The sequence below is a fragment of the Rhodoplanes roseus genome, assembly GCF_003258865.1.
Lineage (GTDB): Bacteria > Pseudomonadota > Alphaproteobacteria > Rhizobiales > Xanthobacteraceae > Rhodoplanes > Rhodoplanes roseus.
Genome location: NZ_NPEX01000118.1, coordinates 1 through 17,638 on the forward strand (window position 1 = coordinate 1; position 17,638 = coordinate 17,638).

Annotated in this window: 16 protein-coding genes and 1 pseudogene; 12 read left to right on the forward strand and 5 right to left on the reverse strand. The window is 69.6% G+C overall.

What is annotated here, in order from left to right:
* Positions 1-649: pseudogene (locus CH341_RS17115) on the reverse strand (hypothetical protein); the annotation flags it as partial.
* Between the two features lie 14 nt (positions 650-663).
* Positions 664-1,566, reverse strand: a complete 903-nt coding sequence (locus CH341_RS17120; RefSeq protein ID WP_111420217.1) for a formate/nitrite transporter family protein — start codon at positions 1,564-1,566, stop codon at positions 664-666.
* Positions 1,567-1,918: 352 nt separating this feature from the next.
* On the opposite strand from CH341_RS17120, the gene CH341_RS34275 reads away from it, so the two are divergent.
* Both CH341_RS34275 and CH341_RS17125 read left to right on the forward strand, forming a co-directional pair.
* Positions 1,919-2,083, forward strand: coding sequence for a hypothetical protein (locus CH341_RS34275; RefSeq protein WP_170149666.1), 165 nt, complete (start codon positions 1,919-1,921; stop codon positions 2,081-2,083).
* 2 nt (positions 2,084-2,085) lie between these two features.
* Positions 2,086-2,409, forward strand: a complete 324-nt coding sequence (locus CH341_RS17125) for a hypothetical protein (protein WP_111420218.1) — start codon at positions 2,086-2,088, stop codon at positions 2,407-2,409.
* A 36-nt stretch (positions 2,410-2,445) separates the two neighbouring features.
* Here the strand turns inward: CH341_RS17125 and CH341_RS17130 are convergent, their stop codons facing one another.
* Complete coding sequence (locus CH341_RS17130) at positions 2,446-3,168, reverse strand: GntR family transcriptional regulator (protein WP_245431109.1); 723 nt, start codon at positions 3,166-3,168, stop codon at positions 2,446-2,448.
* Between the two features lie 271 nt (positions 3,169-3,439).
* Between CH341_RS17130 and CH341_RS17135 the strand changes: the two genes are divergently transcribed.
* From CH341_RS17135 to CH341_RS17155, 5 genes are all read left to right on the forward strand, one after another.
* A complete protein-coding gene (locus CH341_RS17135; RefSeq protein ID WP_245431110.1) occupies positions 3,440-4,420 on the forward strand; it encodes a tripartite tricarboxylate transporter substrate binding protein in 981 nt (326 codons plus the stop codon).
* A 238-nt stretch (positions 4,421-4,658) separates the two neighbouring features.
* The gene (locus CH341_RS17140) at positions 4,659-5,801 is read left to right on the forward strand and encodes a mandelate racemase/muconate lactonizing enzyme family protein (protein ID WP_111420219.1); all 1,143 of its coding nucleotides are present in this window, start codon (positions 4,659-4,661) and stop codon (positions 5,799-5,801) included.
* A 4-nt stretch (positions 5,802-5,805) separates the two neighbouring features.
* Positions 5,806-6,678: a fumarylacetoacetate hydrolase family protein gene (locus tag CH341_RS17145; protein WP_111420220.1), complete on the forward strand. Its 873-nt coding sequence runs from the start codon at positions 5,806-5,808 to the stop codon at positions 6,676-6,678.
* A 22-nt stretch (positions 6,679-6,700) separates the two neighbouring features.
* Positions 6,701-7,657: an NAD(P)-dependent oxidoreductase gene (locus tag CH341_RS17150; protein ID WP_111420221.1), complete on the forward strand. Its 957-nt coding sequence runs from the start codon at positions 6,701-6,703 to the stop codon at positions 7,655-7,657.
* 7 nt (positions 7,658-7,664) lie between these two features.
* Positions 7,665-8,804, forward strand: a complete 1,140-nt coding sequence (locus CH341_RS17155; protein WP_111420222.1) for a mandelate racemase/muconate lactonizing enzyme family protein — start codon at positions 7,665-7,667, stop codon at positions 8,802-8,804.
* Positions 8,805-8,888: 84 nt separating this feature from the next.
* Here the strand turns inward: CH341_RS17155 and msrA are convergent, their stop codons facing one another.
* Positions 8,889-9,548: a peptide-methionine (S)-S-oxide reductase MsrA gene (gene msrA / locus CH341_RS17160; protein ID WP_111420223.1), complete on the reverse strand. Its 660-nt coding sequence runs from the start codon at positions 9,546-9,548 to the stop codon at positions 8,889-8,891.
* Positions 9,549-9,709: 161 nt separating this feature from the next.
* A complete protein-coding gene (locus CH341_RS17165; RefSeq protein WP_111420230.1) occupies positions 9,710-10,027 on the reverse strand; it encodes a hypothetical protein in 318 nt (105 codons plus the stop codon).
* Positions 10,028-10,256: 229 nt separating this feature from the next.
* Here CH341_RS17165 and rpsT point away from each other — a divergent pair, with 229 nt between their 5' ends.
* The 5 genes from rpsT (at position 10,257) to recF (ending at position 17,283) form a co-directional block, all read left to right on the forward strand.
* The gene (gene rpsT / locus CH341_RS17170; RefSeq protein WP_111420224.1) at positions 10,257-10,520 is read left to right on the forward strand and encodes a 30S ribosomal protein S20; all 264 of its coding nucleotides are present in this window, start codon (positions 10,257-10,259) and stop codon (positions 10,518-10,520) included.
* Between the two features lie 1,378 nt (positions 10,521-11,898).
* Positions 11,899-13,347: a chromosomal replication initiator protein DnaA gene (gene dnaA, locus CH341_RS17175; RefSeq protein WP_111420231.1), complete on the forward strand. Its 1,449-nt coding sequence runs from the start codon at positions 11,899-11,901 to the stop codon at positions 13,345-13,347.
* 194 nt (positions 13,348-13,541) lie between these two features.
* Complete coding sequence (locus CH341_RS17180) at positions 13,542-14,654, forward strand: glycosyltransferase (RefSeq protein WP_111420225.1); 1,113 nt, start codon at positions 13,542-13,544, stop codon at positions 14,652-14,654.
* Positions 14,655-14,913: 259 nt separating this feature from the next.
* On the forward strand, positions 14,914-16,032 hold the full coding sequence (gene dnaN, locus CH341_RS17185) for a DNA polymerase III subunit beta (RefSeq protein WP_111420226.1): 1,119 nt from the start codon (positions 14,914-14,916) through the stop codon (positions 16,030-16,032).
* Positions 16,033-16,143: 111 nt separating this feature from the next.
* Complete coding sequence (gene recF / locus CH341_RS17190) at positions 16,144-17,283, forward strand: DNA replication/repair protein RecF (RefSeq protein WP_111420227.1); 1,140 nt, start codon at positions 16,144-16,146, stop codon at positions 17,281-17,283.
* Positions 17,284-17,638 lie beyond the last annotated feature (355 nt).

The window sequence follows — 17,638 nt, forward strand, 5'->3', positions numbered from 1 at the left end:
GCGGCCTGCGGCCGGGCAGGCACGGGCAGGCCGCGAACGCGTCTCCATCGCGGTCCAGCGCGGCAACGACCGCGGCGTCGTCGTTCGGGGACAGAGGATCGGGCGGCCGATCCGACAGCCGCGGCAGTCCGGCCGCGAAGGCGAGCAGGCGCTCCGCCCAGGAGCCGGCCGCCGCCATCCGGTCCGCCAGCCCGAGCCGCGCCAAAGAGCCGTGCAAGGCCTCGGGATCGAGCCGCGGCGCTGCAGCGAGCGAGAGTGCGGCCGGCACGGCCGCGCGCTCCACGGCCGACAGCGGCACCGGGCCGCTCCAGCCCATGACGGTGGCGCGCAGATGCTCGACCAGGCGCTCGCAGACGAGCGCGTCGGACTCGGCCTCGACGGCCGGCCCGGGCACCACGGCCCCCGCGGCGCGGAGCGCGTACCGCGCCGCCGTCGCCTGGGACAGGCCACAGAGCGCGAACAGGCGCCGGGCGAGATCGGGAATCTCGGACGGAGGATGGCCGGCGAGCGCCGCGGACAGGCCGCGCGGACGCTCGCTGCGGACCGCCGCGGAGACGATCCTCCCATCGGCAATGCCGGCCGAGACGACGACCCGACCCGGATCGAACCTCGCGGCGGCACCCGGGCGAACACTCGCGTCGCGGTCCATGGCGGCTACCGGTCTCAGCGGGCGGCGACGCTCCGCCGGTCCGGCTCGGGAGCGGGCACCGGCTCGGGCGGCAGCGGCGTGATGCCGCCGAGCCCCTTGCGGTAGATCGCCCAGTAGACGATGCCGACGAAGCCGGCGCCACCGACGATGTTGCCGAGCGTCGCCGGGATGATGTTGTGGACGATGCCGGACAGCGTGATGACGGAGACGTCGAGCCCGGCCGGCACGTGGTCGGTGACCACCAGGAGCCAGGCGAGCGGCAGGAAGTACATGTTGGCGATGCAGTGCTCGAATCCGGCGGCGACGAAGCAGGCGACCGGAAGCACCATGCCGGCCATCTTGTCGGCGACCGAGCGCCCCGCATAGGCCAGCCAGACGCCGAGGCAGACCAGGATGTTGCACAGGATGCCCTTGAAGAAGATCGTCACCGCGTCGGGCTGGATCTTGCCGATGGCGAGCTTCAGCGCGGCGGCCGCGATGGCGCCGTCGTTCATCTCCGGGTGGTGCGCCATGAACACGAGGAACACCAGGCCGAGCGCGCCGACCAGGTTGCCGAGCCAGACGACGGTCCAGTTCCTGATCACCTCGCCGGTGCGGATCTGGCCGTTGCTCCAGGCCATGACGATCAGGCAGTTGCCGGTGAACAGCTCGGCACCACCGATCATCACCAGCGCCAGCCCGAGCGTGAACACGACGCCGCCGAGCACCCGCTGAACGGCGAAGCCGAGCGTCGGGTCGGCCAGCACGATGGTGAAGAACATGCCGCCCAGCCCGATCGAGCCGCCGGCGACGACCGCCAGCATGAACTCGGGCAGGAAGGGCATGCGCGCCTTCTTGACCCCGAGCTTCTCGACCTTGTCCTGAATTTCCGCGGGCGAGTAGGCGTCAGATCCGAGGATCTGGTTGTCCGCTGCCATCGATGTCTCCTGACGCTACGGGCTCGGCCGTCTTCGATATCGGCCGAGGGAGCACGGCCCGGGCGGGAATTAGCAGGAATCGACCGGCGCGACGATCGGGGGTGACTCGGAGCGGGGTTGCGTGCAGCACGCATCCCACGATCCGCACAACTACCTATGAAGATCCGCGCAGCATAAGCGGGATCAATGGTGAACCCACAACTGAATATTGTACAGCCACGGTTCGCGAGCGTAGCAAGAGGCCGGAAGGTCTGGAGCCGCGTCACGGCCTGATACGGCTCTTCGACAGCCTCGCTCGCGTTCGACTCCTGCCTTCGCGCCCGGACCGACACGACCGGCACGGAGATGGATCATGTGCATCTGCTCGAACAACAACACTGCCCTGTGGGCCGGCGTCGCCGGCATCATGATCGCGACGATCGTCGCGCTTCACGCCGGCGAACGGGCCGCCGTGGCCGACGCGACGTCGCACGTCACGCAGGCGCGCGCCGCGCCGGTCGCTCACCCGGGAACATGATCATGCCCGAGACCACGTTGCACCTCGTCCTGGAAAAGGTGGAGGTCCCTTACGCGGAGGGCGGCCGCCGGCCCGACGACTTCATCGTCAGGATCAACGAGCGGCGCGTCGGCCGAATCATGAGCTCGTTCGCCGACGGCGCGGCACGCCGCTGGTACTGGTCGGTGGACAGCGCTCCGGGCACGCCGCAGGACCGTGGTGTCGCCCTCGGCCTCGACGAGGCGAAGCAGGCCATGGCGCAGCGGCTCGTCGCCCTCACAACCGGCCCACGGACGATGCGGCCGGGCCCTGGGGCGTCGGCCTGGGCCACGGCGAGCCACGGCTGAGCCGGACGAGCCGTCCGTGCGGCTCTCCGGGCCGGCTCAAGAGCCGCCCGGACGCACGGACGCAACCGCGCTGCGCTGAATGATGCCGTGTGCATCGGCGAGACTTTCGAGATAACGGGCCGCGCCCTCGATGTCGGCGACGATCTCGGCCTCGGCCGCGGCGCCGTCGCCGCGACGTATCGCGTCGCAGGCCGCCGCGTGATGATCCGTTCCCTTGCGCAGCAGGACGTAGTGCGGGACCACGAAGGACAGCACGGGACCGCAGCGCAGCCACAGATTCTCGACCATCTCGAGCAGCACCGGGATGTCGGCCATCGCGTAGATGCCGAAATGAAACTCGCGATGCACGTCGAGATATCGCGTCAGCGATTCCCGCTCGATCATGTCCTGCATGGTCCGCAGTCCGGCCTGTAGCGCCTGCAGGCCCTTGGGATCGGCATTCGCGGCCGCCTCGCGGGCGGCGCGACCTTCCAGCTCGCAGCGCACGATGGTGAGATTGCGCAGCTCGCGGACCGTCAGGGTCGGCACCACGGCGGCATTGCGCGGCCCCTGCTGAAGCACGCCCTGGGCGACCAGCCGGGTGATGGCGTCGCGTACCGGCGTGATCGAGATGCCGAAGCTCTCGGCCAGGTCGCGCAGGGGCAGCGCACGGCCGGGCGCGAAATGCCCGGCCAGGAGCGCGTCGCGCAGCTGGACATGCGCGAGATCCCACAACGGCTCCCGCTCGATCTTCTTCAGCTTCGCGGCTGCTTTCGCCATCGCTCCATCTCTCGGCCGCCCTCGCGGCCGGTGTGCTGCGTTGGACCCGGACACGCCGTAGCGTCCGGAAACGCTCGGAACCCGCGCCACGCGACGTCCCTGCAGGATGTGCGCCGATTCGGCGGCCGAGACGCGAGAAGAATCCTCCCCCGTCCGTCCTACGCCGGCCCATGCTGCACTGCAAAAATCCACCGCTCTCGATTTTCCAGGATTGACAGGGCCTTACCTCCGTTGTTTGTTATAACAAACAACAAGCAGGAAGGATAGCCCGGTGCCAAGGATTTCTCTCGCTCTCGCCGCCGCCCTTGCCGCGGCGCTAACCGCGCAGCCCGGCCAGGCCGGGGCCCAGACGCCCGCGTTTCCGAGCCGCGACGTCACCTTCATCGTCCCGTGGAATCCGGGCGGCTCGAACGACGTGATGGCGCGACAGCTGCAGCCGCTGCTCAAGGAACAAGGCATCGGCATCATCATCGAGAACATCGTCGGGGCGAACGGCGCCATCGGGCTCCGCCGGGTCGCCGGCGCCGATCCGGACGGCTACACGCTCGGCATGGGCACCAGCTCGACGCTCGCGGCCATCGCCCAGGGCAAGGCGCAGCTCAAGAACGAGCAGTTCGCGCATCTGGTCCGCGTCTCGACCGACCCGCTGCTGCTCGAGGTCCCCGGCAAGAGCCCGCACCAGCCGCTCGACGCCTTCCTGGCCAACATGAAGAAGAACCCCGGCAAGGTGTCGATCGGCACGCCCGGCACCTACAACGTCAACCACATCTTCGCCGCCATGACGGCGCGCGCCGCCGGCGTCGGCTACGTCAACGTGCCCTACACGGGCGGCTCCAAGGTGATCGCCGACCTTTTGGGCGGCCATCTCGAGGCCGGCGTGCTGAAGCCGTCGGAGAGCATCGGCCAGATCCAGGAGGGGCTGGTGAAGCCGATCGGCGTGTTCGCCGACAAGCGGCTCGAGCAGTTCCCCGACATCCCGACCTTCAAGGAGAAGGGCTACGACGTCTTCCCGTACGGGCCGGTGGTGCAGATGGCCTATGTCGTCGGCCCGGCCGGCCTGCCGCCGGCGATCCGCGAGCGCATCACCGCGGCGTTCCGCAAGGCCATCCAGGATCCGCGCTTCAAGACCTTCGCCAAGGAGAACTCGTTCCTGGTCGACGACCTGACCGGCGACGCGCTCACCAAGGAGGTCGAAGCCGTCACCGCCTCGCTGCGCGAGGTCGGCACCCAGGTCTTCAAGGACCAGCAATAACCGGCCCCTCAAAGAAAGAGCCCCCACCCCCGCCCCCTCCCCGCCATTCGCTGACGCGAATGGGAGGAGGGGAGAAGACAGCGGCCCGGTCTTCTCTCCGCGCGCGCGGCGCTTTCGCTCCCCTCCTCCCGCGAGCGAAGCTCGTGGCGGGGAGGGGTCGGGGGTGGGGGGCGGCCACACGGAAAAGCCGACCCGATATCACACGTCTCGTCCCTCACTCCATCGAAGGCCCCATCGCGTGAGCAAGATCAAGTCCGTCACCACCCACGTCGTCAGCGCACCGGTCGAGAAGCCGTTCACCTCGTCGCGCGGCTGGCTCTACAAGGTGCGCGGCACCTGCCTGGTCGAGATCGAGACCGACGACGGCGTCGTCGGCTGGGGCGAGTGCTACGGCCCGTCGGCGGTCGCCAAGGCCTTCATCGACACCCAGCTCGCCGCCCACGTGATCGGCCGCGACCCGTTCGACGTCGAGGTGATCTGGGAATATCTCTACAACCGCATCAAGGACTACGGGCAGACCGGCATGGCGATCGCCGCGATCAGCGGCATCGACATCGCGCTGTGGGATCTGATCGGCAAGCTGACGGCCAAGCCGGTGCACAAGCTGATCGGCGGCGCCTTCCGGAGCGAGGTGCAGGCCTACGCGACCGGCCTCTACTTCATCGACTTCGACCACCTGATCGAGGAGGCCGTCGAGGAGGCCGAGGGCTTCGTCGCCCGCGGATTCGGCGCCATCAAGATGAAGATCGGGCTCGGCGACGTCGGCCGCGACGTCGCCCGCATCGCCGCGGTGCGCAAGGCGATCGGCCCCGACGTGCGCCTGATGGTGGACGCCAACCACTGCCTCAGCGTGCCGAACGCGATCCGTCTCGGTCGCAAGCTCGAAGAGCTCGACATCGAGTGGTTCGAGGAGCCGATCTCGCCCGAGGACGTCGACGGCTACATCGAGGTGACGCGCGCGCTCGACATCGCCGTCGCCGGTGGCGAGAACGACTTTACCCGCTGGGGCTTCCGCGACAAGCTCGTCCGCAAGGCGATGGACATCGTCCAGCCCGACGTCTGCGCCGCCGGCGGCATCACCGAGTGCAAGAAGATCGCCGCCATGGCGACGGCGCACGGCGTCGAATGCGTGCCGCACGCCTGGGGCTCGGCCGTCGGCCTCGCCGCGACGCTGCACTTCCTCGCGGCGATCCCGGATCAGCCGCCCTGCCTGTTCCCACGCCCGCCGCTGCTGGAGTTCGAGCAGGAGGAGAACCCGTTCCGCGATCATCTCGCCAAGGAGCCGATCGTCCAGCACGGCGGCATCGTAAAAATCCCGACCGGCCCCGGCCTCGGCATCGAGGTCGACCGCGCCGTGATCGAAAAGTACCGGAAGGCGTGAGACGATGCGGTTCGTGACATTTGCACGAGGCGGCGCCGTTCGAGCCGGCGTCCTCGACCAGGCGGGCGGGACCGTGCTGGATCTCGGCCATCCCGCGTTCCACGACATCGTCGGCCCGGAGCCGACCGTGCTGGATCTGATCAGGACGGGCCTCGACGTCATCGAGACGCGGCTCTCGGGCGTGGTGGTTCCGGCGGACGCCCGGCTGCCGCTCGAAGAGGTTCGGCTGCTCGCGCCGCTGCGTCCCGGCCGCATCATCGGCGCCGCCCACAATTTTCGCGATGCCGTCGCCGAACGGAAAATGAGCCCGCCCGAAAAGCCCGTCACCTTCGTGAAGGAGCCGAGCGCCGTGGCCGGTCCGACCGACACGATCGTGCTGCCGGCCGGCGTCGGCGGCGTCACCTACGAAGCCGAGCTCGCCGCCGTCATCGGTCGTCGCGCCGATGCCGTGTCGGAAGGCGACGCGTTGTCCCACGTCGCCGGCTACTGCGTGCTCAACGACGTCAGCGCCTCCGATGTGATCCGGGCCGACGGCCACTTCCGCCGCGGCAAGAACTTTCCGACCTTTTGCCCGATGGGGCCGGCACTGGTGTCAGCATCCGAGGTTCCGGATCCGCAAGCGCTGCGGGTGAGGCTCTGGATGGACGGCGTGAGGCTCCAGGACGGCACCACGGCCGACATGCTGTTCTCGGTCGCGACCCTGATCAGCACCCTCTCGGCCGAGCATCCGCTCGAGCCCGGCGACGTGATCGCCACCGGCACGCCGGCCGGTGTCGCGCCGGTGCGAAATCCGCCGACCTGGCTGCGCCCCGGCGCCGTCCTCGAGACCGAGGTCGAAGGCCTCGGCCGCCTCGTCAATCCCATCGTCGAACAGTGAAGACCGAACCGTGAGTGCCCCGATGTCCGACAAGCCCACCGTGCTGCTGACCAACGCGATCCACCCGGACGGTGAGGCGATCCTGGCGCCGCATGCGACCCTGATCCTGGCGCCCGACACCAAGCCCGACACGCTGCGCGCGATGGCGCGCGACGTCGACGGCATCATCGTGCGCGCCCTGCTGCCCGACGACATCTGCGACCACGCGCCGAAGCTGAAGGGCATGGTCCGTCACGGCGTCGGGCTCGACTTCATCCCGGTCGAGGCGGCCACCCGCCACGGCGTGATGGTAGCGAACCTGCCGGGCTGCAACACCCAGGCCGTCACCGAGTATTTCTTTGCCGCGCTGCTGCGGCTGCGCCGGCCGCTCGGCCACATCGAGGCGGTGATGCGGCGCGACGGCTGGAACACGGCCCGCCCGATGGCCGACGCGACCCGCGAGGTCGCCGGCGACACGCTCGGCGTCATCGGCGTCGGCGCCGTCGGCAGCCGCATCGCGCGGATCGCCCGCGAGGGCTTCGGCATGACCGTGATCGGCGTCAACAAGGGGCCGTTCCCGGACGGCGTGAGCGAGGTCTCGCTCGACGAGCTCTTCTCGCGCAGCGATGCGATCGCCGTGACCTGCGCGCTCACCGACGAGACGCGCGGACTGGTGAACCGCCGGCTGATCGGCCGCATGAAGCCCGACGCCGTGCTGATCAATACGTCACGCGGCCCCGTCGTCGAAACCCAGGCGCTGGTCGATGCCCTCAGGGCAGGCGCCATCGCGGGCGCCGCCGTCGACGTCTACGACAGCCAGCCGGTGCCGGCGGACAGCCCGCTGTTCGGGGTGCCGCGGCTCCTGATGACCCCGCATGTCGCCGCCATCACGTCGACCAGCATGCGGGCCATGACCATGGGCGCGGTCGACGAGATGCTGCGCATCCTGCGCGGCGAGCGGCCGCGCAATCTCGTCAATCCCACCGCCGTCGCCGCGTGAGGACGCCATGCGCATCCGCTCCGTCACCGCATTTCCGATCTCGTTCCGGGTCCCGCAGGGCCAGAACGTCACGCTCGGCATCGGCCGCGCCGTCAAGCGCGACTCGGTGCTGGTGAAGATCGAGACCGACGAGGGCATCACGGGCTGGGGCGAGGCCCATCACGGCCGCTGCCCCGGCGCCATCGCCAAGCTGGTCGACACCACCATCTCGGAGCTGACCGTCGGCCTCGACGCGCTCGACGTCGTCGGCGTGTGGAAGCGCGTCCATCAGATGCAGCTCGCCAGCCACGGCATGGGGGCGGCGGCCGCGATGGCGCTCTCCGGCATCGATCTCGCGCTGTGGGACATCCGCGCCAAGGTCGCCGGCTGGCCGCTCTACCGCCTGCTGGGCGGCGCCTCGAAGCCGATCAAGGCGTATGCGGGCGGCATCTCGCTCGGCTGGCAGGCGCCCTCCTCGCTCGCCGACGAGGCGCAGGGCTATGTCGAGGCGGGCTGGCGCGCCCTCAAGCTGCGCTGCGGCGACACCGTCGCGCGCGACATCGCCCGGGTCCGGGCGGTGCGCGAGCGCCTCGGGGACGAGATCGACATCCTGGTCGACGCCAACACCAATTACAGCCTCGACGACGCGCGGCGCGCCATGCCGGCCTTCGACGAGCTCGGCGTCGGCTGGCTGGAGGAGCCGTTCTCGCCCTACGACGACCGCGCCTACGAGACGGCGACGAGCTTCGGCACCGTGCCGCTCGCGGCCGGCGAGAACCACTTCACCCGGTTCGAGTTCACCCGGCTGATCGACGGCGGCGCCGTGATGTTCCTGCAGCCGGACCTCTCCAAGACCGGCGGCATCACCGAGACGATGCGGATCGCCGCGATGGGCTCGGCCTGGAAGCTGACCATCAACCCGCACACCTCGGCGACCGGGGTCAACATGGCCGCGACCCTCAACCTGCTCGCCGCCATCGACAACCCGGGCTATTTCGAAGGCGATTTGGCCAAGCACAATCCCTTTCGCGACGAGGTCGGCGGCCTGCCCTACCGGCTCGACGCCGAGGGCTGCGTGCGGCCGTCCGACACGCCCGGCCTCGGTCTCGAGGTCGACGAGGATTTCGTCCGCGCCCATCCGCTCATCGACGGGCCCTGCTACGTCTGACGCGCGCGCCGCCGGCACCGCGGCAAGAAAAAAGCGGCCGGGGCGCCCCCCGGCCGCTCGTGTCGTTTGGATCGGCCTCGGCGCTCAGGCGGCCGATACGCCGGCGCCCACCGGGCAGCTCACGCCGGTGCCGCCGAGCCCGCAATAGCCGGCCGGGTTCTTGGCCAGGTACTGCTGGTGGTAGTCCTCGGCGAAATAGAACGGCGGCGCGTCGACGATCTCGGTGGTGATCGGCTCGTAGCCGCGGGCCGTCAGCGCCTTTTGATAAGCGTCGCGCGAGGCCTCCGCCGCGGCCCGCTGGGCCGGCGAGGTGACGTAGATGCCCGAGCGGTACTGCGTGCCGACGTCGTTGCCCTGGCGCATGCCCTGGGTCGGGTCGTGGCTTTCCCAGAACGTCTGCAGCAGGCGCTCGTAGGAGATCTTGGCCGGATCGAACACCACCAGAACCACCTCGTTGTGGCCGGTGCGGCCGGAGCAGACCTCCTCGTAGGTCGGATTCGGCGTGCCGCCGCCCGCATAGCCGACGGCGGTCACGTGGACGGCGTCGCCGAGCTGCCAGAACTTCCGCTCCGCGCCCCAGAAGCAGCCGAGCCCGAACACGGCCGTCTCCAGCCCCTGCGGGTACGGCCCCTGCAGCGCCCGCCCCTTGACGAAATGGTGCGACGCCGTCGGGAGCGGCTGCGCGCGTCCCGGCAGCACCTCGTCGGGGCTGGGCATCTCGGCTTTCTTGCGGAACAGGAACATCGGGGGGTCTCCTTGTCGAGGCGGCTTCGTCGATGGGGCTTGGCCGCCGCGCCATCATATGGTGTCGGGCACCCTCCGGTGCAGGCGGGCGGCGATCACAACTCGATCAGGAGGGAAGACCGCAGCGGTCAGCCACGCCCCGCGGACCGTCGGCCCCCGACTCAGCGCCGGGCGTAGCCGATCAGCGGCTTCTTCTTGCGGCCGAGCAGCACCAGAATCATGCCGATCACCCCGAGCACCAGCCAGGTCGGGGCGCCCAGGACGGACAGCATGGCCGGATCCCACAGCCAGGGCGAGTGGCGCTCCATCAGCGGCTGCAGCGCCTGCAGGCTGCCGGCATGGATGTCGTTCCAGGTCTCGCCGAACGGCTTGATCAGCACGACGCCGGCGGCGATCGACTTGGTGCCGTCGTAGATCAGGAAAATGAAGGCGGCGGCCAGAATCCACAGGCCGAGGAACCGGAAGACGAAGCGGATCATGGGAAAAGCCGCGCTCTGGACGGGAGACCGGACCATAGCGTGCGTCGCGGCGATCCGACAGGGGGCGTTAACCGTGAACGGGCGCCTTTCCTGTGAGCGGACCGTTGACGTCGCCGGGTCGCACACCTATAAGCGTCGCTCACCCGGCGGCGCGAGGGCGTGCCGCGGCAGTTTTTGTGCGCCCCTTTCGAGCGTGGCGCCGAACCGGATCAACGGACGGACACGTCAGATGGCCAATACGACCTCCGCCAAGAAGGCCACCCGCAAGATCGCGCGTCGGACCGAGGTGAACAAGGCACGCCGGTCGCGCATGCGCACCTTCGTCCGCAAGGTCGAGGACGCCCTGGCGAGCGGCAACAAGACGGCGGCGACCGAGGCCCTCAAGGCGGCCGAGCCGGTGCTCATGCGGGCTGCCCAGAAGGGTGTCGTCCACAAGCGCAGTGCCAGCCGCAAGGTGGCCCGCCTCACCCAGGCGCTGAGCAAGCTCGCCTGACGGCAGCCGCTCCCGACGATGGAATTCAGATGGCCGGGCTTCGTCCCGGCCATCGTCGTTTTGGGGGCACGTCCTGAGCCCCCTCTGCACGATCGGGCCCCAGCGCCGCGGGTCGGAAGCGGCTGGCGCATCGGCAGATGCCCGAGCGGAGCATGGCGGGCGAACGGTCGTCTCGCACCCCGGCATTGCGCACCGCGCATGCGGCCGAACCCCGATCGAAATTTCTGTGACAGTCGTATTTCGGCGGGATGTGGGACCTTGCCTGGCCGTCTCTGCATTGCGATGATCCGAACAGTGTCGGCACGGCTACTCACGGAGCGGCCGAACACAATTTTCGAGCGAAGTACTAGCCCATTCAGCTTAGGTTTTGACCTAAACAACCTGTTGCAACGCTACATCACAGTTGCCGCGCGGCAACAACCAGAGCCCGGAATTAACGAAGATTGCCCATCTAAGTAGTTTCCCGTATGGCCAGGCGGTGCCCAGGCGGTTCTCGAAAACGCCCGTCATTTCCAAGGGTTACCTTGCCGGAGCGCGCACGGATTTCAAAGTCTTAACAACGCGTTAACCGGAAAGCGCGGGCGAGCACTCGGCATTAGGGCCACAGCCCGTGCGGCGCCCCTGCCCTGCGGCCTCCTGCCGACCGTCTCGCACCGCCCCACCGGTTTGTCACAGGACGATGAAATACTGCGCACGGACAGGCAGTTGTCGTTTGCAAGCAGATTCGTCCCACACACGCAGGTCCGCGGCTCCCGGCTGTGCGACCCTGGTCATCATCCAGGCCATTGCGAGGCGGGGGGGCCGTGTGTATTGGTTGGGTCAGGCCCCGCCCTACGGCGGGTTCGCGAAGAAGAGGTTGAAATCGTGAGTCACCAGCACGGCGTTCACACGGAAAGGCTGAGTTCCAAGTAAAAATGTGAACGTGCGAGGGACTCTTACGGCGTATCAACCCGCCTTCTTGTACTTGAAATGACAGGACTAAACGACATCCGCCGAAGTAAAATCTCGGGGGCTGCGCGGATTTTCTGTGGCTCGAGGCCGAACTACAGACGAAGTCCAGGGGCGAACATGACTAAAATGTGGCACACTCGTTTCGGCACCGCCTCGGTACCGACCCTCTCCGTCGACACCGGACTGTCCGGCCTCGCTCCCTCGGTCCCCCCCGACGTTCCCTGCCTCGTGGTGTTCCCGTCGTCCTGTCGGGCGACGCTCTGGCCCCCCGGAAGCTGACCCGCGGCGGAGCGTCCGCGACCTCCCATACGAGAGGCTGCCCGACGCTCTCGCGAGCCAAGGTGTGAACGCGACGGAGTCCGCTCCGGGCGCGCGAGCATCCGACTGTCAGTTGTCCGCCCCGGGCGGAATGCGTGAGGCCATGTCGATGACGACGATCAACCATCAAGAACGCTGGACGCGGGTCAAAGGGCGCCTGCGCGCCGAGGTCGGCGAGGACATCTTCTCGAGCTGGTTCGCCCGGATGGAACTGGAGAGCGTCGAGAGCGAGACGGTCCGCCTGTCCGTCCCGACCCGCTTCCTGAAGAGCTGGATTCAGTCTCACTATGCCGAGCGGGTGCTGGCCTGCTGGCAGGGCGAGGAGCCGCTGGTCCGCCGCATCGACCTGTCGGTGCGCTCCGCCATGATGCGCCCCGCCACGGTCGCGCTGCGCAACGCCGCGGCCGCGCCGGCGGTGTCCCGGATCGAGCCGGCGCCCACCGGCTTCGGCATGGTCAACGGCCACAGCGCTCTGTCGGCGCCTCCCGCCACGACGGCGGGCCACGACGGCATCGGCGGCTCGCCGCTGGATCCGCGGCTGACCTTCGACAGCTTCGTCGTCGGCCGCTCGAACTCGCTCGCCCATGCCGCCGCCAAGCAGGTGGCGAGCGCCCGGCGCGGCGACCCGGTGATGTTCAATCCGCTCTACGTCCACGCCTCGGTCGGCCTCGGCAAGACGCATCTGCTGCAGGCGATCGCCTGGGCCGGCAATGCCGGCGGCGAGCGCCGCGTGCTCTATCTCACGGCCGAGAAGTTCGTTTACGGCTTCGTCTCGTCGCTGCGCACCCAGACGACGATGGCCTTCAAGGAGGTCCTCCGCACCACCGACGTGTTGCTGATCGACGACCTCCAGTTCCTGCAGGGCAAGTCGACCTTCGCGGAGTTCTCCCACACGCTCAACGCCATGATCGACGCCGGCCGGCAGGTCGTGGTGGCGGCGGACCGCCCGCCCCTCGACCTCGAAAATCTCGACGATCGCGTCCGCTCGCGCCTGGCCGGCGGCCTGGTCGTCGAGATGGGCTCGTTCGGCGAGGATCTGCGGCTCGAGATCCTGCAGTCGCGGGTGACCAGCGCGCGCTCGCACCACGCCGACTTCGACGTTCCGGCGCCGGTGCTGTCGTTCATCGCCAAGTCGGTGACCCACAACGGCCGCGACCTCGAAGGCGCGCTCAACCGCCTGCTGGCGCACTCGAAGCTGACCGGCCAGCCGATCACCATGGAGCTCGCCGAGCGCGAGATCCGCGACCTCGTGCGGCCGCAGGAGCCGCGCAAGGTGAAGATCGAGGAGATTCAGCGCATCGTCGCGCGGCGCTACAATGTCAGCCGTGGCGACCTGCTCTCCTCGCGGCGCACCGCCAATGTGGTGCGGCCGCGCCAGATCGCCATGTATCTGGCCAAGACCCTGACGCTGCGCTCGCTGCCGGAGATCGGCCGGCGCTTCGGCGGCCGCGATCACACGACCGTCCTGCACGCCGTGCGCAAGATCGAGAACCTGGTCGGCAACGACCTCGCCCTCGCCGAGGAGATCGAGGCGATCAAGCGCGAGCTTCAGGAGTAGCCGCCGGGGCGGCGTCCCACGTCCCCGACGGCTGGCGGCTCCCACCGTTTCAGGGCAGACATCGGCTCGACCGAACCGCCAGGGCGCACGCCGGCAGACGTGGCCGCGGCGCCCCTACAGCAGTAAGGTGCCGCACCGGAGCGTCCTGGGCCGGCATCCGCCGCCCGACGCGCCGCAGTCGCGAGTGATGCCCGATGTCGACGGAAGCGTCCGAGCCCCTTCACGCCTTCAATCCGATCGTGGAGATCGGCGGCGCCGGGCTCCTCTCCCGCGTGGATCCGCGGACCGCCACGCTGCTGTGGAGCAGCGAGGAGGACCTGGGCGAGCCCAAGCCCCCCAATGTCCGCGAGTTCAACCTGCGGGAGTTCTGGCAGCTCTGGCGCCGCGCCTGGCGCTACGAGATCGACACCATCGTGGTGCACCCGCCGACCCGCCACGCGCCGTGGCACTGGCGGCCGCTGCGCAGCGTCTTCCATCGGCCGTTCGGGCCGTGGCGGCGATTCATCCGCCTGTTCGGCATCCAGGCGATCCGGCTGCTGCCGCGGCGCATGTCGATCATGGTGATCGACGGCGACGACATGCGGACGATCCCACGCTGCAACGCCTTCCTGCTCGACCGCTGCACCTGGTACTTCAAGCGCGAGCTGCCGATCGACCGCTGGCAGGCGTTCCAGCGCACGCTGCACCCGGAGATGCCGTCGACGCGCTTCCGCAACAAGCCGCGCAACCGCCGCCGGATCGAGCGCCTGCGCCCGTGGGCGATCGGGCTGCCGACCGAGACCCCGACGCTGCCGCCGCTGGAGTTTCCCGACAAGACCATCGGCCTGTTCGTCGCCGTCGCCACCAACTCCTCGACCGTCCGCCCGGCCGGGCTGGACGAGCTGCGGGCGCTGGCGGCCCGTCGTAAGGACGTCGTCATCGCCGACGGCCGCGTGCTGCACGACGCGTTCATGCGCAACATGACGGCCTCGTGGCTGACCTGGTCGCCGGAAGGCTTCGGCTGGGACTGCATCCGCCATTACGAGGCGGCCTCGGTCTACTCGATCCCGGTGATCAACCAGCCGACCATCGCCCGCTTCCACCCGCTCCTCGACGGCGTGCACGCGCTCCACTACGACGCCGACGTGCCCGGCAGCCTGACCCGGGTCGTCGAGGCGGCGCTGGCCGATCCCGAGCGGCTGCGGCGGATCGCGACGGCGGCGCGCGAGCATGTCGCGACCCACCATCTGACGCCCTGGCGCCGCGCCGAGCAGCTCCTGTCCTACCGGTCGGGACTGGAGACGCCGCCGGGCGGCATCGGCCTGTGACGACGCCCGCCGCTCGGACCCGGTCGCCGGCCTCCGCGGGCCCGCGCCCGGTCGCCGAAAAGCCGGGAATATCTTGTGCTTCGGCATCCTCACCCTTGCCGAATCCGCGCTGGCGCGGCACTTTCCCGTGTTCCGGCGCGCCCCCGGGGCGGTCGGGCGTCCGCTTGGGCAGGCGGCCCGAACCCGGGCCTGCCGTGCCACCAGCGTCCACACGGCGCGTCGCAGTCGAACACGCGTTCAGAGTCGAGCGGGGTCCCGCATGAAGGTTACGGTCGAGCGATCCGAGCTTTTGCGATCGCTGTCGCATGTCCACCGGGTGGTCGAGCGACGCAACACCATCCCGATCCTCGCCAACGTGCTGATCCGCGCCGACCGCTCGGAGCTGTCCTTCAAGGCGACCGACCTGGACCTCGAGATCATCGAGACGATTCCGGCCGAGGTGGCGTCGAGCGGCGTCACCACGGTGCCGGCGCACATGTTCTACGAGATCGTCCGCAAGCTGCCCGAGGGCACCCAGGTGACCCTCGACGCCACCGGGGACCGCGCCGTGCTGGTGATCCGGGCCGGACGCTCCAAGTTCACGCTGCAGACGCTCCCCGAGAGCGACTTCCCGGATCTCGCCGCCGGCGACATGACGCACGCCTTCGCGCTCGCCGCCGCGGATCTCAAGCGGCTGATCGACAAGACGCAGTTCGCCATCTCCACCGAGGAGACGCGCTACTATCTCAACGGCATCTATCTCCATGTCGCCACCAGCGCCGACACGCCGGTGCTGCGGGCGGTCGCGACCGACGGGCACCGCCTCGCCCAGGTCGAGTTTCCGGCCCCTGCCGGAACCGACGGCATGCCGGGCGTCATCGTCCCGCGCAAGACCGTCGGCGAGGTGCACCGGCTGATCGAGGATCCGACCGGCGAGGTGAGGATCGAGCTCTCCTCGACCAAGATCCGGTTCAGCATCGGCCCGATGGTCCTCACCTCCAAGCTGATCGACGGCACCTTCCCGGACTACGGGCGGGTGATCCCGGCCGGCAACGACAAGCTGCTCGAGGTCGAGAAGCGCGACTTCGAGCAGGCCGTCGACCGCGTCTCCACCGTGTCGAGCGAGCGCGGCCGCGCCGTGAAGCTGTCGATCTCGGGGGGCAAGCTGGTGCTCTCGGTCACCAACCCGGACTCCGGCAGCGCCACCGAGGAGATCGAGGTCGGCTACGACGCCGATCCGCTCGATATCGGCTTCAACTCCCGCTACCTGCTCGACATCGCCGCGCAGATCGAGGGCGACACCGCGGTGCTCCGGCTCGCCGACCCCGGCTCCCCGACCCTGATCCAGGACAAGGACGCCAAGGGCGCCCTCTACGTCCTGATGCCGATGCGGGTCTGACGCGGCCTTCGCGCGGCAATCTCCGAGTCGTCATGCCCGGCCTCGTGCCGGGCATCCACGTCTTCAGAGCGTGGATGGCCGGGACGAGCCCGGCCATGACAGGTGAGAGACATGACCGTCGCCCCGCAGATCCTCCGCCTCAGCCTGACCGACTTCCGCTCCTGGCGGACGGCGACCTTGCAGGTGTCGCGCCGGCTCGTGGTGCTGACCGGGCCGAACGGCGCCGGCAAGACCAACATTCTGGAGGCGATCTCCTTCCTGGCGCCGGGTCGTGGCTTGCGTCGCGCCACGCTCGACGCGGTCGCCCGCGAGGACGGGCCGGGCACCTGGGCGGTCGCCGCCGAGATCGAGGGCGCGCAGGGGCTGGCGACGCTCGGCACCGGGGTCGCCACGCCGCCCGGCGCCGAGGCGAGCCATGCGCGAAAATGCCGGATCGACCGCGAGCCGGTCGGCTCGGCCACCGCCTTCGCCGAGCATCTGCGGCTGGTCTGGCTGGTGCCGACCATGGACGGCCTGTTCCTCGGGCCGGCCTCGGAGCGGCGGCGTTTCCTCGACCGGCTGGTGCTCGCGGTGCATCCCGATCACGCCACCCGCGTCTCCGCCCTCGAGCGCTCGCTGCGCGCCCGCAACCGCCTCCTGGAAAATCCCTCGCCCGATCCGCACTGGCTCGACGCCGCCGAGCACGAGACCGCCGAGCTCGCCGTGGCGGTCGCGGCCGCCCGGGCCGAGACCGTGCAGCGGCTCGCCGCCGCGCTGTTCGAGCGCGGGTCCGGGCCGTTCCCGTCGGCCGGCCTGGCCCTCGACGGCTGGATGGAGGGCGCCGCGCTCGACCGCCCGGCCATCGCGCTGGAGGACCAGTATCGCAAGGCGTTGCGCGACAATCGCGGGCGCGACGCCGCCGCCGGCCGCACCCTCGACGGTCCCCATTTGACCGATCTCGCCGTCACTTTCGCGCCGAAGGGAATCGCGGCGCGCGACGCCTCGACGGGCGAGCAGAAGGCGCTGCTGATCACGCTCGTCCTCGCCCATGCCGAGCTGGTGGCGACCATGACGGGCATCGCACCCGTCGTGCTGCTCGACGAGGTGGTGGCGCATCTCGATCCGGGCCGGCGGGACGCGCTGTTCGAGGCGCTGGGCGCCCTCGGCGCCCAGGTGTGGATGGCCGGCGCCGATCCGGCCGCGTTCGCCGGGATCGCCGCGCAGGCCGACCTGTTCGAGGTCGCGCCGCAACGGGTGACGCTCTCGCGCTGAACGAGCGTGCGTGAATTGTTCGCGGGGCGCGGAATTTAGCGGCAGAATGCCACCGGGCGGGCGCTTGCTGCGCCGCAACAACTGCAAATTAGTTGCATCCGAAGCTCCCCTTCGTAGGGTCGCGCCCGACGCTTGCAACCGTCTCGCGCGGCCCGGCCGAACGCATGGAGCCGTCGCTGCGGGACGCCATCGACACGGAGCCCGCATGAGCCTCCTCGAAGCCCTCCGCCAGGAGCTGCCCGACTACGCCAAGGACATCAAGCTGAACCTCGGCTCGCTGCTGGGAGCCGGAGCCGTGCCGGAGCTGACGCCGGCGCAGCGCTGGGGCAGCGCCATCGCGGCCGCGATCGCGGCC

What these genes read in the sequence shown, in the direction of transcription:
- CH341_RS17120 (WP_111420217.1), bottom strand. Translation starts at nt 1,566, where the DNA reads ATGGCAGCGGACAACCAGATCCTCGGATCTGACGCCTACTCGCCCGCG.
- CH341_RS34275 (WP_170149666.1), top strand. Translation starts at nt 1,919, where the DNA reads ATGTGCATCTGCTCGAACAACAACACTGCCCTGTGGGCCGGCGTCGCC.
- CH341_RS17125 (WP_111420218.1), top strand. Translation starts at nt 2,086, where the DNA reads ATGCCCGAGACCACGTTGCACCTCGTCCTGGAAAAGGTGGAGGTCCCT.
- CH341_RS17130 (WP_245431109.1), bottom strand. Translation starts at nt 3,168, where the DNA reads ATGGCGAAAGCAGCCGCGAAGCTGAAGAAGATCGAGCGGGAGCCGTTG.
- CH341_RS17145 (WP_111420220.1), top strand. Translation starts at nt 5,806, where the DNA reads ATGCGGTTCGTGACATTTGCACGAGGCGGCGCCGTTCGAGCCGGCGTC.
- CH341_RS17150 (WP_111420221.1), top strand. Translation starts at nt 6,701, where the DNA reads ATGTCCGACAAGCCCACCGTGCTGCTGACCAACGCGATCCACCCGGAC.
- CH341_RS17155 (WP_111420222.1), top strand. Translation starts at nt 7,665, where the DNA reads ATGCGCATCCGCTCCGTCACCGCATTTCCGATCTCGTTCCGGGTCCCG.
- msrA (WP_111420223.1), bottom strand. Translation starts at nt 9,548, where the DNA reads ATGTTCCTGTTCCGCAAGAAAGCCGAGATGCCCAGCCCCGACGAGGTG.
- CH341_RS17165 (WP_111420230.1), bottom strand. Translation starts at nt 10,027, where the DNA reads ATGATCCGCTTCGTCTTCCGGTTCCTCGGCCTGTGGATTCTGGCCGCC.
- rpsT (WP_111420224.1), top strand. Translation starts at nt 10,257, where the DNA reads ATGGCCAATACGACCTCCGCCAAGAAGGCCACCCGCAAGATCGCGCGT.
- dnaA (WP_111420231.1), top strand. Translation starts at nt 11,899, where the DNA reads ATGACGACGATCAACCATCAAGAACGCTGGACGCGGGTCAAAGGGCGC.
- CH341_RS17180 (WP_111420225.1), top strand. Translation starts at nt 13,542, where the DNA reads ATGTCGACGGAAGCGTCCGAGCCCCTTCACGCCTTCAATCCGATCGTG.
- dnaN (WP_111420226.1), top strand. Translation starts at nt 14,914, where the DNA reads ATGAAGGTTACGGTCGAGCGATCCGAGCTTTTGCGATCGCTGTCGCAT.
- recF (WP_111420227.1), top strand. Translation starts at nt 16,144, where the DNA reads ATGACCGTCGCCCCGCAGATCCTCCGCCTCAGCCTGACCGACTTCCGC.